At 62.4% G+C, this 12551-nt stretch carries 11 protein-coding genes and 2 pseudogenes; 7 read left to right on the plus strand and 6 right to left on the minus strand.

Going from position 1 to position 12551, the window contains the following annotated elements:
* Positions 1–38 precede the first annotated feature (38 nt).
* Both C5F71_RS17130 and C5F71_RS17135 read right to left on the minus strand, forming a co-directional pair.
* Entirely contained in the window at positions 39–233 is a 195-nt protein-coding gene (locus C5F71_RS17130) for a hypothetical protein (protein ID WP_104911584.1), read from the minus strand.
* 174 nt (positions 234–407) lie between these two features.
* Positions 408–1736: an OprD family porin gene (locus tag C5F71_RS17135; protein ID WP_104911585.1), complete on the minus strand. Its 1329-nt coding sequence runs from the start codon at positions 1734–1736 to the stop codon at positions 408–410.
* A gap of 257 nt (positions 1737–1993) precedes the next feature.
* On the opposite strand from C5F71_RS17135, the gene C5F71_RS17140 reads away from it, so the two are divergent.
* The 3 genes and pseudogenes from C5F71_RS17140 to C5F71_RS29730 all read left to right on the plus strand — a co-directional run.
* The gene (locus C5F71_RS17140; RefSeq protein ID WP_029295788.1) at positions 1994–2326 is read left to right on the plus strand and encodes a DUF2790 domain-containing protein; all 333 of its coding nucleotides are present in this window, start codon (positions 1994–1996) and stop codon (positions 2324–2326) included.
* Positions 2327–2520: 194 nt separating this feature from the next.
* A pseudogene (locus C5F71_RS29725) lies at positions 2521–3159 on the plus strand (PAS domain-containing protein); the annotation flags it as partial.
* 159 nt (positions 3160–3318) lie between these two features.
* A pseudogene (locus C5F71_RS29730) lies at positions 3319–3747 on the plus strand (methyl-accepting chemotaxis protein); the annotation flags it as partial.
* Positions 3748–3763: 16 nt separating this feature from the next.
* Here the strand turns inward: C5F71_RS29730 and C5F71_RS17150 are convergent.
* Together C5F71_RS17150 and C5F71_RS17155 are read right to left on the minus strand one after the other, a co-directional pair.
* Positions 3764–4279 carry a GNAT family N-acetyltransferase gene (locus tag C5F71_RS17150; protein ID WP_029295784.1) on the minus strand — a complete coding sequence of 172 codons (516 nt, stop codon included), beginning with the start codon at positions 4277–4279 and terminating at the stop codon, positions 3764–3766.
* Between the two features lie 72 nt (positions 4280–4351).
* Positions 4352–5236 (minus strand): LysR family transcriptional regulator, encoded by an 885-nt coding sequence (locus C5F71_RS17155; protein WP_104911586.1) that lies wholly within the window; start codon positions 5234–5236, stop codon positions 4352–4354.
* Positions 5237–5366: 130 nt separating this feature from the next.
* Here C5F71_RS17155 and C5F71_RS17160 point away from each other — a divergent pair, with 130 nt between their 5' ends.
* Complete coding sequence (locus C5F71_RS17160; RefSeq protein ID WP_371923396.1) at positions 5367–6731, plus strand: MFS transporter; 1365 nt, start codon at positions 5367–5369, stop codon at positions 6729–6731.
* A gap of 107 nt (positions 6732–6838) precedes the next feature.
* Here C5F71_RS17160 and C5F71_RS17165 read toward each other — a convergent pair whose 3' ends face one another.
* On the minus strand, positions 6839–7648 hold the full coding sequence (locus C5F71_RS17165) for an AraC family transcriptional regulator (protein ID WP_070996734.1): 810 nt from the start codon (positions 7646–7648) through the stop codon (positions 6839–6841).
* 154 nt (positions 7649–7802) lie between these two features.
* On the opposite strand from C5F71_RS17165, the gene ddlA reads away from it, so the two are divergent.
* Positions 7803–8897 carry a D-alanine--D-alanine ligase gene (gene ddlA / locus C5F71_RS17170; protein ID WP_092233453.1) on the plus strand — a complete coding sequence of 365 codons (1095 nt, stop codon included), beginning with the start codon at positions 7803–7805 and terminating at the stop codon, positions 8895–8897.
* Positions 8898–8933: 36 nt separating this feature from the next.
* Here ddlA and ggt read toward each other — a convergent pair whose 3' ends face one another.
* On the minus strand, positions 8934–10778 hold the full coding sequence (gene ggt, locus C5F71_RS17175; protein ID WP_104911588.1) for a gamma-glutamyltransferase: 1845 nt from the start codon (positions 10776–10778) through the stop codon (positions 8934–8936).
* Between the two features lie 204 nt (positions 10779–10982).
* On the opposite strand from ggt, the gene C5F71_RS17180 reads away from it, so the two are divergent.
* Together C5F71_RS17180 and C5F71_RS17185 are read left to right on the plus strand one after the other, a co-directional pair.
* Complete coding sequence (locus C5F71_RS17180) at positions 10983–11483, plus strand: sigma-70 family RNA polymerase sigma factor (protein ID WP_092233459.1); 501 nt, start codon at positions 10983–10985, stop codon at positions 11481–11483.
* On the plus strand, positions 11483–12430 hold the full coding sequence (locus C5F71_RS17185; RefSeq protein ID WP_104911589.1) for a FecR domain-containing protein: 948 nt from the start codon (positions 11483–11485) through the stop codon (positions 12428–12430). The genes C5F71_RS17180 and C5F71_RS17185 overlap by 1 nt, the downstream gene beginning before the upstream one ends.
* Positions 12431–12551: the final 121 nt, after the last annotated feature.

Here is a 12551-nt window from a genome sequence, read left to right on the forward strand (position 1 = left end):
AAAAGCTTCAAGAGATGAATGTGCTCGGGGTGCGCCGCTCAGATGGCCGTGGGGGCCGATGCATCCGAGGGCGCTGGATTTTGCTCGGCCACGGCTTGGCTGCCGTGGATCTGTTGCTGCTGCTGGCGAAACTCGGCCAGCCACTGGCGGGAGCGATCACCGCCGTCATCGGCCAGGGCTGCGGTGGAGGCAGCACTGATTAAAACGCTGAATAAAATGTGCAGTGGCTTCATTAACTTTCTCCGCAAAAGACCCGTGCCGTTAGTTCGCGGTCGGTCGAGGCAGGCAGTATATGAAGGGCAACTTAACGAGAACGTGAGGCGCATATTACAGTTCTGACAGGCTGCAAATTGTGAAGAAGTGCTAGTCAACGGCAAGTGAATGTAAGCACTTGCCGTTGAGTGTTATCAGAGGATGGCCAGCGGGTATTCCATGATCAGCCGTAATTCTTCCAGGTCCGATTCAAAGGCGCTCGAGCGTACCGTCGCCTGGCGAATGCGTATCGACAGGTCTTTCAGGCTGCCGCCCTGGAACACGTACTTGGCCTCGATATCGCGCTCCCAGCGGCGCTGGTCGGTGAGTGGGTCACCCAAGGCGTCGCGACGCATATACACCGAGTTGGCGTTGCTGTAGTCAGCGCCGGTGCCCTTGCCATAGCGGGTCATGAACGACAGGCCGGGGATGCCCAGGGTCTGCATGTCCAGGTCATACCGCAAGGCCCACGAACGTTCCTTGGGCGAGTTGAAGTCGCTGTATTGGATCGAATTGTCGAGGAAGATCGAGTCGGACTGGCGCAGGTAATCGAAGTCATCGTTGCCGTTGTTGCGCTGGTGGGACAGCGCCAGGCGATGGGCGCCGACCTTCACCCCAAGCTTGGCACTCCAGATATTGTTGTTGAGCTCGCCCAGCAACCGCTTGCCCTCGTCCTGGGCGTTGTAATAGTTGAAACCGGCAAACATCGCCACCTCGTCCGTCAGCGGATAATTGACCGCTGTACCGAAGTAGTACTGATCCCACGCGTCCTTGAGGCGGCTACTGTAGAGGCTCAGGCTCCAATGCTGATTGGCCTGGTAGTCGCCGCCGAAGTAACCGACCCAGGGCGCGTTCACATTGCCTGCGTAAAACGTCGCAAAACCCTCACGCATGCCGCTTTGGGTTGGCTGGCTCATGGCGTGCAAGCGTCCACCTTGCAAGGTCAGGCCTTCCAGGCTGGTGTTTTCCAGGGTCACACCACGAAAGCTTTCCGGCAGCAGGCGTGAGTCGCCGTAGTGCACCACCGGGGTTTGCGGGAAGACGTCGCCGACTTTGACCACCGTGTCCAGCAAACGCATTTTTACTGCACCGCCGAGCTTGCTGTAGTCGTCTTCGGGACGGTTGTCGCTGTCTACCGGCAACATGTCGAATGAGCCCCGGCCGCCGCTGCGCCCGGTGCCTGAATCGAGCTTGAGGCCATACATCGCAAACGCATCCAGGCCGAACCCCACGGTGCCCTGGGTGAACCCGGATTCGAACTTGCCGATCAGGCCCTGGGCCCACGCTTCTGAATAGCCGTTTCCGGTCGGGCTTGACTGGCCTTTGCGGTCATCGCGATTGAAGTAAAAGTTGCGCGCCAGTACGTTCAGCGTACTGCCTTCGATAAACCCCTCGGGTTTATCTTCTGCGGCCATGCCCGCCAGCGGTGTTGCGCTGGCCAGTGCTGCGATGATGGAAAGGGAAAGTGTGCGGTTAGTACGCATGTATCGCTCCTCGGTGTTGGCAGCTATGAGCTTTTTAGTCGCCTGGGGCGTTCTTATTGGAGAGCTATCCCTGATGCGGGGAGCCCGGCTCATAGTTGCAAACAGCGGATAACGCCGAGGTGGCCTGCACATTACAATTTTGCCAGTTCAACGGTTTATGACGGATACGTAATCCGCCCGTGAAGCTCCTGACAGGAAGCGTTAGTTACCCTCGATCCTGAACTTTCAACGACTTGAAATCAGACGAGGACACTTTAATGAAGCATTTGACACGAGCCCTGGGCGTGGTGGTTTTTTCTCTGTCCATGGGGGCGATGGCCGAAGGTGGCGGGGACCGCGCCATGGCGCAGTTGATGCAAAAAAACCAGGAGGCCATGGCGCGCTATGCCACCGCGCAGGGCAAGCCGGTGCCTGAAGTGCAGGCTTATCGCTACGGGATGAAGCTGGATATCGCCCGGGTGGTGAATGTCACGCCGCCGGTGCGAACCTGCAAGGTGGTGCCCTCGCGCATGACCTATGAAGATTCCAGCGGTCAGCTCAAGACCCTTGAGTATCAGGTCTTGGGCTTGTGCCGTAATAACGGCAGTTGAGGCACTGAAAAAATAATTGTATCAGGGGGCTCAAGCCCTCTTCAGAAAACGCCGGCAGCGCCGATGGTTAGACAATCCACTATGACTGCCCTCCGGTGTTCCCCATGTTCAATACCCGCTTGAAGCAGGAGCTGTCCGCTCTTCGCGAAGAACTGTCCAGCCTGCAGCAGGTCAAGGAAAGCCTGGAGAGCGAGATGCTGGCATTGAGCCTCGACCCTGAGGGCCGGATCGAGTCGGTCAATCAGAACTTCCTCGACGAAATGTTCTACAAGTCCAGCGACCTGCTGGGCCATGCCATCCATGGGTTTGTGCCGGAGCATGTGAAGCGCGACGAATTCCAGCAGCGCTTTGCCAACGCCTTGAGCCGTGGCGAACACTTTGCCGGCACCGTGCGCCTGCTGCGCGGCAATGGCAAGGAAGCGTGGTTGCGCTCCATCGTGCAGCCGGTGCGGAGCGCGGACGGGCGCATCAAACGGTTTTCGGTGTACTCCAGCGACCTGACCCGCACCATTGAGGCGTCCCGTGAGCATGAAAACCTGATCACCGCGCTGGTGCGTTCCACGGCGGTGATCGAGTTCGACCTCAATGGCAATGTGCTGGGCGCCAACGAGCGTTTCCTGCAGGGCATGGGTTACAGCCTGGCGCAGATCCAGGGCAAACATCACCGTATGTTCTGCGAGCCCCAGGATTACAACAGCGCTGACTACCAGGCCTTCTGGAAACGCTTGAACAGCGGTGAGTTTGTCGCCGGCCGCTTCAAGCGCGTGGATGCCCATGGCCGCGAAGTCTGGCTGGAAGCCTCCTATAACCCGGTGCTGGACGCCAACGACCGGCTGTACAAAGTGGTCAAGTTCGCCACGGTAATCACCGACCAGATCAATCAGGAACGCGCGGTGGCCGAGGCCGCCAACATTGCCTACAGCACCTCATTGCACACCGACAGCAGTGCCCAGCGCGGTACCGCTGTGGTCACCCAGGCGGTGGAGGTGATGCGCGACTTGGCCAAGCACATGGAACAGGCCGGCGAGGGCATCGAGGCACTCAACGCCCAGTCCCAGGTGATTGGCACTATCGTCAAGACCATCAGCGGGATTGCCGAGCAGACCAACCTGCTGGCGCTCAACGCCGCGATTGAAGCGGCCCGTGCCGGCGAGCAGGGTCGCGGGTTTGCGGTGGTGGCCGATGAAGTGCGCCAGTTGGCCTCGCGTACCAGCAAAGCCACGGAAGAAATCGTCGGCGTGGTGCGCCAGAACCAGGACATGGCGCGCGATGCCGTGGCGCTGATGACCGATGGCCGGTTGCAGGCCGAGCAGGGTTTGTCGCTGGCGGCAGAGGCGGGCACGGTGATCGTCGAGATCCAAGACGGCGCGCAGAAAGTGGTCAGTGCGGTTGGCCAGTTTGCCAACCAGTTGTCCACCTAGACTCAAGGCCGGCCAATCAGGGGGCATGAACCTCGAACAGCAGCAGGTCGAACCATTGTCCATCGAGCAGGAACGCCTTGCGTGAATGCCCGTACTGGGTAAAGCCGTTGCGCTGCAACACCCGCAGCGAGCCTGGGTTCTGCGGGCGTACGGTGGCTTCGATGCGCTTGAGGGCATGCTCGCCAAAGGCTTTTTGCAGGCCCAGCGCCACGGCCTGTCGTGCCAGGCCACGCCCGGTGAACTGGGCCCCCATGCGGTAGCCCAGGGACGCCGAGTGATAGTAGCGGCGGCGCACTTGGGTAAAGTTGATCCGCCCCACCAGCACGCCGTTTTCGCGGATCAGATACTGATAGGCGCGGTCTTCGCTGGCCTCCAGCAGTGCGCTCTCGATGGCGCGCTGAACGCCTTCGACGCTGTAGTACGCCTCGGGCCGGGCATTGATCCAACTTTCGAAAAAGTCCCGATTGGCCAGCTCGAACGCCAGTAACTCGTTCACGTCATCCCATTGTGGGGGCGTCAATGTCAGGTTCATCCCTGGAAAACCTCTTGGTGGTGGCCGCGCATCCTTTCTTCTCACACTCGGGCCGCTGGATTCAAGCGCTGCCTACCATTGCGCCTGTGCCAGTGCGTCGGCAAAGGCGATCAGCTTCGGCGAGTATTGGCGCGAGGGTGGATACACCAGGGATATTGTGCGGCTGCGCCCGGCGAAGCTTTCCAGGATCGGCACCAGGCGCCCGGCAGCGAGGTCGTCGCGCACGGCAAAGTCCATCACCTGGGCAATCCCGAAGCCGCCCACCGCGCCGTCCACCAGGGCATCGCCAATGTCGAAGATCAGCCGCCCTTCGACGCTGACATCGCGCACCTTACCGTCGAGCATGAACTGCCAGTCCACCATCCGCCCGCTGCGCAGATTGCGCACGGTCAGGCAGCTATGGTCGTGCAATTCTTCGACGGTTTGTGGGGTGCCAAAGCGCGCCAGGTAGGCGGGGGAGGCGACGGTCACCCAGCGCAGGGGCGTCAAGGCCCGGGCGATCAGGCGCTGGTCCTGGATCTCGCCGGTACGCAGCAGGGCGTCGAAACCCTCATCGACGATATCCACCAGCCGGTCGGTCATCACCGCTTCGATGCGCAACTCGGGGTAGCGTAGGGTCAGCTCGCCAATCACCGGCATCACCACTTTGCGCCCGAACAGCGAGGGGGTGCTGATTTTCAGTAAACCCGAAGGCGTGCTACGACGGTCGAGCAGCAGCTTTTCGGTTTCGGCCAGCTCGGCCAGCAACGGTGCGCTGCGTTCATACAGCATTTGCCCATCCGGGGTCAGGCTGACGCTGCGGGTGTTGCGTTGCAGCAGGCGCACGCCCAGCTCGGCCTCAAGGCGTGAAATGGCGCGCGACAAACCTGATTGGGTGAGCCCCAGATCCCCGGCGGCGCGGGTGAAACTGCGGGTTTCGGCGACGCGAACCAGCAAGCGAACGGCGTTCAGATCCATGATTAAAGTCATAACTGAAAGATTGATATGGCTATTTATCATCTGCTGGGCATGAAAGACACTGGCCGCACTCTTTTTTGGACAGGATGTTGTGATGCCCGCCATTCCCTCAAGTCGTCCCTCGGGCTGGATGCTGATGTTGCTGGCCACGGCCCAACTGATCATCGCCCTGGACGCGACCATTGTGTTTGTCGCCTTGCCGCAGATCGGCAGCCACCTGGGCTTTTCTGCCCAACAGTTGCAGTGGGTGGTCAGCGCGTACACCGTGGCGTTTGGCGGTTTTCTATTGCTCGGCGGCCGGGCCACGGACCTGCTGGGCAAACGCCGTATGTACCGGGTGGGCCAGTCGCTGTACGCGCTGTCGTCGTTGGCGGCGGTACTGGGCGGCAGCGCGTTGCTGTTGGTGCTGGCGCGCGCCGTACAAGGGGTGGGCGGTGCGCTGCTGTTTCCGGCGACCTTGGCGTTGATCAACACGCACTATGCGCAAGGGCCGCAGCGCAACCGGGCCTTTGCGGTGTGGAGTGCGGCGTCGGCCGCCGGGTTGGCGCTGGGTGCGTTGTTGGGCGGCGTGCTGACCCAATGGTGGGGCTGGGAGGCGGTGTTTCTGGTCAACGTGCCCTTGGCTGGCGGCTGTGCGCTGGCGGCGCGCTACTGGATCCCCGCCGATGGCGAGCGCAGCCGGGGTCGCAGTTTTGATGTGAATGGCGCGTTGACCGTTACCGTCGGCGGCACCCTGCTGGTGTTCGCCCTGGTGCAGGGGCCTGAATGGGGTTGGACGGCACCCGCGACCCTGAGCTGCATGTTGCTGGCGCTGGCCTTGCTCGGGCTGTTCGCCTGGATCGAGCACCGTGGCCGTGACCCGTTGATGCCACTGCGCCTGCTGGGTTACCGCGAGTTGCGCATGGCGATGGTGCTGACCGCTGTCTTTATGAGCAGCTTCGGCGTGCAGTACTACTTCCTCGCGCTGTACTACCAGCAAGTCTACGGCTACAGCGTGCTGCAGGCCGGGCTGGCGTTCTTGCCGGCGACACTGGTGTGCACCCTGGGCATCTGGCTGGCCGAGCGCGCGCTGGTCAAGATCGGCTTGCGCAACACGCTGGTCAGCGGCCAGCTGGCGGGGGCGCTGGGGATTGCCCTGGTGTGCCTGGCGTTGCCTACGGGGGTGGGGTTCTGGTCGTTGCTGCCGGGGATCTTTATCTTGAGCCTTGGCCAGGGCATGACCTGGACCGCGATGTGGGTGGCCGCAGGCCTTGGCGTCAAGCCGGGAGAGCAGGGCGTGGCGGCGGGCATGGCCTCGACCACGCAACAGATCGGCGGCGCACTGGGGTTGGCGGTGCTGGTGTCGCTGGCCAACGCCGGTGGCGCGACGGGCGCGGCTCAGGCCCAGGGGATCGAGTTGGCGTTGTGGTGGAGCGCGGGCATCGCGTTGGTGGGAGCGCTGGTGGCATTGCGACTGAGGTCATCGCGTTCCGGACCGGTTCTGGAGGCGGCTTAGGTTTTTTGTAGGAGCGAGCTTGCACGCGAAGAGCTTAACTGCACTGCGTTTATCCTGGATGAACGTGGCGTTCTCAGGTTTTTCGCGAGCAAGCTCGCTCCTACAGTTTAGCGGCCGAGCATCTTCACCCAGCGTGACGGTGGGATACCGAAGGTGCTGCGAAATTGCCGAGTCATGTGGCTCTGGTCGGTGAAACCGGCGATCAGCGCCGCATCCACCAGTGACTGGCCCTGGCCCAGCAGGTTGCGCACCAGATCCAGGCGGCGCATGGTCAGGTAGCGGTAGGGGCTGGTGCCGAACAACAGGCGAAAATCCCGCGACAAGGCCCAGCGATCCCGCCCGCAGTGCGCGGCCATCTCATCTAGGGTGATGCTGCGCCCCAAGGCGCTGTGGATAAACTCCCGGGCCCGCTCGGCGGCCTGGTAATCAAAGGTCTTGCGGTTGGCGCTGATACCCGATGCGTTGTTCAGGGCATGGGCCAGGTCAAACAACGCGTCTTGCTCCTGCATCGGGTCCAGCGGGCAATCGAGTTGCTGCACAAAGGCCTGGCAGGCTCGGTGCAGCCACGGGTCGTTGGACAGCCCGTTGTGGATAAAGGGCAGCGGCTTGCCGCCGAGAACCTGCTGGATCAGCGCCGGCTCTACATAAATCATCCGGTACTTGAAGCCTTCATCGCTGCCGGCCCAGCCATCGTGGACCTCATCAGGATGAATCACCATGGTCGTGCCTGGCAGGCTGTGGGTCTGGCTGCCGCGATAGTGAAAGCTCTGCACACCGAACAAAGTGTGGCCAATGGCGTAGGTATCGTGGCGATGAGGGTCGAAGCCAAACCCGGAAAAATACGCTTCGATCCGCTCCAGGCCGCTGCCATGGGGCGCGCGGTGCAGCCAGTCGATATTCGCGGTGAGTTTGCCCATGGAATGTTTTTCGAAAGATGTCGGATGGAGTTACGTTAACTGAGTCTGGGGCGGCTGTCTGCCGGGGTCTTGTACGATTGTGCGCGGTCGCAACGCTGGCGAAGCGCTGACGGCCCGTGGTAATAAGCCTTACTTTCTACAGTGAGGCCGGGTCATGAGTCAGTTGCGGGTAGGGATTATTTTTGGTGGCCGTTCGGCCGAGCACGAAGTGTCGTTGCAGTCGGCACGCAACATCGTCGACGCCCTCGACCGCACGCGTTTCGAACCGGTGCTGATTGGCATCGACAAGGCTGGCCACTGGCACCTCAATGACACCTCGAACTTCCTGCTCAACCAGGAGAACCCTGCGCTGATCGCCCTCAACCAGTCCAACCGCGAACTGGCGGTAGTGCCAGGCAAGGCCAGCCAGCAACTGGTGGAAACCTCGGGCCAGGGCCTGCTGGAACACGTCGATGTGATCTTCCCGATTGTCCACGGCACCCTTGGCGAAGACGGTTGCCTGCAAGGTTTGCTGCGCATGGCAGACCTGCCGTTCGTGGGGTCCGATGTGCTGGGCTCGGCGGTGTGCATGGACAAGGACATCAGCAAACGCCTGCTGCGCGATGCCGGCATTGCCGTGGCGCCCTTTATCACCCTCAACCGTGGCAACGCGGCGCGCACAACCTTCGACCAGGCACGGCAAAAGCTCGGTTTGCCGCTGTTCGTCAAGCCGGCCAACCAAGGCTCCTCCGTGGGCGTGAGCAAAGTCGCTAATGAAGCCGAGTATCTGGCCGCTGTTGAGCTGGCGTTGGGCTTCGATGAAAAAGTGTTGGTGGAATCCGCCGTCAAAGGCCGGGAGATCGAATGCGCGGTACTGGGCAATGAGCGTCCGGTTGCCAGCGGTTGTGGCGAGATCGTGGTCCGTGACGGCTTCTATTCCTACGACAGCAAATACATCGACGACCAGGCCGCGCAAGTGCTGGTGCCGGCCGACATCAGCGTCGAGGCCAGCGAGCGCATCCGGGCCCTGGCCGTCGAGGCGTTTGAAGTGCTGGGCTGCGCCGGGCTGGCGCGGGTGGATGTGTTCCTGTGTGAAGACGGTGAAGTCCTGATAAACGAAGTCAACTCACTGCCCGGCTTCACCCGCATCAGCATGTACCCCAAGTTGTGGCAGGCGGCGGGGATGAGCTACAGCGAACTGGTCAGCCGCCTGATCGAACTGGCGCTGGAACGGCACACGGCGCGCAAGGGCTTGAAGATCAGCCGCTAAGGGACGGACCAAGGACTGTGGCTAGGGGGCTGGCTCTCAATCCCCCAGCGCCTCGCCCTCACGCCGCGGATCCGCGCCGCCACTCCACGTCGCCTTGCCCTGGGCATCGCGCACTCGCACGATGGCCTGGGTGCCGCTGGTCATATCGATCTCGCTCAAGGCGTGCCCGCGGTCCTTGAGTGCCGCTTTCAATTGCGCGCTGAACAGCCCTCGTTCCAGCTCGGTCGCGCCGTTGCGGCTACCGAAGTTGGGCAGGCTGATGGCGGCTTGCGGGTCGAGGTTCCAGTCGAGCATGCCCACCAGGGATTTGCTCACGTATTCGATGATCTGCGACCCGCCGGGGGAGCCGACCGTGGCCAGCAACTCGCCGCTTTGGCGGTCGAAGACCAGGGTCGGCGCCATGGACGAACGCGGGCGTTTGCCCGGCTCGATTCGGTTGGCCACCGGTTGGCCGTTTTCTTCGGGGATAAAGGAAAAGTCCGTCATCTGATTATTCAGCAGGAAGCCTTGGACCATCACGTGGGAGCCGAACGCGGCTTCGATGGTGGTGGTCATCGACACCGCGCCGCCCTGGTCATCTACAGCGACCACTTGCGAGGTGGAAATACGCAGTGGCGAGCGATCCGGCGCGTAAGCCACCTGAACCCCCGCCGGTTGGCCGGGCTTAGCTACGCCCATGCTGCGCTCGCCAATCAATGCCGCGCGGCTGGCCAGATAGCCGGGGGCGACGAGGCCCGCGACCGGCACGGCGACGAAGTCTTGATCGGCCACATATTGCGCACGGTCGGCGTAGGCCAGGCGATCGGCCTCGGCGATTATGTGCACGGCGCTGGGCGCAGGTTCCAGGCCAGCGGCAGTCGCGGTCTTCACGGGTTTGAGCGGCGCCAGGGCCCAGCGCAGGTCGCGGGCTTCGAGGGCCTGCAAGGTGCCGAGGATCTGCGCAATGGCCACCCCACCCGAAGACGGCGGCGGCATGCCGCATACCTGCCAGCGCTTGTAGTCGGTGCACAGCGGCGCACGCTCTTTGGCGCGGTAGGCCTGGAGGTCGTTTAGCGCAAGGCGGCCAGTGTTGTGATGGCCCTGGACCTTGCGTGCAATCTCCTCGGCGATCGGGCCGTGGTAAAGCGCGTCGGGCCCTTCCTTGGCGATACGTTTGAATACATTGGCCAGCGCCGGGTTTTTCAACAGGGTGCCAGTGGCCTTTGGGCTGCCGTCGGCGTTGAGGAAGTACGCCGCCATGTCCGGTGACTGGCTGATGTAGCGGTCGGCGGCGATCAGGCTGTGCAGGCGCGCAGAAATCGCAAAGCCTTGCTCGGAGAGCTGGATCGCTGGCGCAAACAATTGCGCCCAGGGCAGGCGGCCGCTTTGTTCGTGGGCCATCTTCAGCGCGCGCAGTACACCGGGGGTCGCGACCGAACGGCCGCCGATCTGCGCCTGGGCAAACGCCATCGGTGTGCCGTCGGCATCGAGCAGCATATCGGGCGTGGCGCTGGCCGGTGCGGTTTCACGGCCGTCATAGGCCCGTACCTGCTTGCCATCCCACAGCATGATGAATGCGCCACCGCCGATCCCCGAGGACTGCGGCTCCACCAGCGTCAGCACCGCCTGCATGGCGATGGCCGCATCGATGGCCGAGCCACCCTGGCGCAGGATGCTTCGCCCGGCTTCAGCCGCCAACGGGTTGGCTGCCGCTGCCATATGGCGCTCGGCGTGGCGTACGTGCATGTCGGTGCGATAGCCCGAACCCAGCTCCGGGGCGGGCGGCAAATCGGGGCTGCTGGCGTTGTGGCAGGCGCCGAGGCTGAGGGCGGCGGCGATCACCGAAAGGCTGGTAAGGCGTTGCAAGCGTAGGGTGAAAAGCACGCGCTGAACTCCGTTCATTTTGAGAATGATCTGTTGTCCCTGGGGTGATGCATTGCGGCTAAGTCGCACCGGGCAGGTATCTGCGGGGAAGGAGGGCGGACACTAACAGCGGGGATGCAGGAGCGTCAAAAGCTGAGGGGTAACAGAATCGATCTTGCGCAAATCCCGTGCGGGCAAGACAATGCGATTCATTATCAATTGAATTATTGGTCTTTACCGCCCATGTCCGCACCCGATCATGCTGCGCTGCAGGTGTTGTACAGCGAACACAATGGCTGGCTCAAAGCCTGGTTGCGCGCACGCATGGGCAATGCCAGCGATGCTGCGGACCTGGCGCAGGACACGTTCGTGCGCCTGCTGACCTCCCGGGACGTGACACAGATTCGCGAGCCGCGGACCTACCTCAGTGCCATCGCCAGGGCGTTGATGATCGACAAATTCCGCCGCCGCGCGCTCGAGCAGGCCTATCTGGAAGCCCTGGCTTTGCGCACCGAACCCCTGGAGATATCTCCGGAAACCCGCCTGCTGATCTTCGAAACCCTGGTGGCCGTAGACACCCTGCTCGACGGCCTGGGCGAGCGCACTCGGCAGATTTTTCTCGCGGTTCAGCTGGAAGGCTTGAACTATGTGGCGACCGCCGCGCGTTATGGCGTGTCTGTCACCACGGTCAAAAAGCACTTGATCCGCGCCATGACCCGCTGCCTGCTGCTCACGGAAGATTGATGAGCACCGCCCTCGATATCCAGACCCTGGAAGCCGCGGCCACCTGGTACGTGCAGCTCAAGGGGACGAACCCTTGCGATGCAGAGCGTCAGGCCTGGCGCACCTGGCTGCAGGCAAGTCCCGAGCATGCGCGGGCGTGGGCCCGGGTGGAGAAACTGCACAGCCAATGGGCCGGCCTGCCGGCGGATGTATCGTTGACCACGCTCGCCGGTGGGCGGGCTCGGCGCCGGGAGGTGTTGAAAATCCTCGCGGTGTTGCTGGCCGTGGGCGGCGGTGGTTGGCTGGCCACTGAGACGGTGCCCTACCAGGCGCTGATGGCCAATCAACGCACCGCCACCGGCCAGCGTCGGCATGTGCGCTTGTCAGATGGCAGCCAGGTTGACCTGAATACTGACAGTGCCATGGATATTGTCTTCAGCGGGCAGTTGCGTTCGATCCGTCTGCACCGTGGCGAGATTCTGGTGCGCACTGCCAGCGATGTCCTGGGCCGGCCGTTTGTGGTGCAGACACCCCAGGGTACGGTGCGCGCCTTGGGGACGCGTTTCACCGTGCGCTGCGGGCCCGGTCGCACCGATGTGTGTGTGATCGAACAGGCGGTGGAGTTGCGCCCCTTGGATAACCCCGTGCAAGTCGTGCGCCTCGATGCCGGGCAGCAGTCCGGTTTCAATCGCCAGCAGGTCGGCCCGATCACCCCGGCCCCTGCGGGTGCAGGCGCCTGGAGCCAGGGCATGTTGACGGTAGTGGACTGGCGCCTGGCGGATTTCCTCGCCGAACTGGGGCGCTATCGTGCCGGCGTGCTGCGCTGTGCACCGGCAATTGCAGACCTGCGCCTGAGTGGGGCGTTTCGTATTGACGACACCGACACCGTCCTTGAAAACCTGCGCCAATCCCTCGCGGTCAATGTGCGTTATGTGACGCGTTACTGGGTCACGGTGGAACCCGCCTGAGCGGCCGTTGCTTTATTTTTGCGAATTATTCCCATCGGCGGTTGCTGATTTTCATTTTCGTTCGGCCATGTACCGAAAGCAGCGATTACGACTGTTGCTATGTTCTGCCAACGAAAGGAAA

Source organism: Pseudomonas sp. LG1D9 (assembly GCF_002949995.1).
GTDB lineage: Bacteria > Pseudomonadota > Gammaproteobacteria > Pseudomonadales > Pseudomonadaceae > Aquipseudomonas > Aquipseudomonas proteolytica.

Coding starts and splice junctions, on each gene's coding strand:
- ggt (WP_104911588.1), bottom strand. CDS start 10,778: ATGAACGGAGTTCAGCGCGTGCTTTTCACCCTACGCTTGCAACGCCTT.
- C5F71_RS17130 (WP_104911584.1), bottom strand. CDS start 233: ATGAAGCCACTGCACATTTTATTCAGCGTTTTAATCAGTGCTGCCTCC.
- C5F71_RS17140 (WP_029295788.1), top strand. CDS start 1,994: ATGAAGCATTTGACACGAGCCCTGGGCGTGGTGGTTTTTTCTCTGTCC.
- C5F71_RS17150 (WP_029295784.1), bottom strand. CDS start 4,279: ATGAACCTGACATTGACGCCCCCACAATGGGATGACGTGAACGAGTTA.
- C5F71_RS17165 (WP_070996734.1), bottom strand. CDS start 7,648: ATGGGCAAACTCACCGCGAATATCGACTGGCTGCACCGCGCGCCCCAT.
- C5F71_RS17155 (WP_104911586.1), bottom strand. CDS start 5,236: ATGGATCTGAACGCCGTTCGCTTGCTGGTTCGCGTCGCCGAAACCCGC.
- ddlA (WP_092233453.1), top strand. CDS start 7,803: ATGAGTCAGTTGCGGGTAGGGATTATTTTTGGTGGCCGTTCGGCCGAG.
- C5F71_RS17185 (WP_104911589.1), top strand. CDS start 11,483: ATGAGCACCGCCCTCGATATCCAGACCCTGGAAGCCGCGGCCACCTGG.
- C5F71_RS17160 (WP_371923396.1), top strand. CDS start 5,367: ATGCTGATGTTGCTGGCCACGGCCCAACTGATCATCGCCCTGGACGCG.
- C5F71_RS17135 (WP_104911585.1), bottom strand. CDS start 1,736: ATGCGTACTAACCGCACACTTTCCCTTTCCATCATCGCAGCACTGGCC.
- C5F71_RS17180 (WP_092233459.1), top strand. CDS start 10,983: ATGTCCGCACCCGATCATGCTGCGCTGCAGGTGTTGTACAGCGAACAC.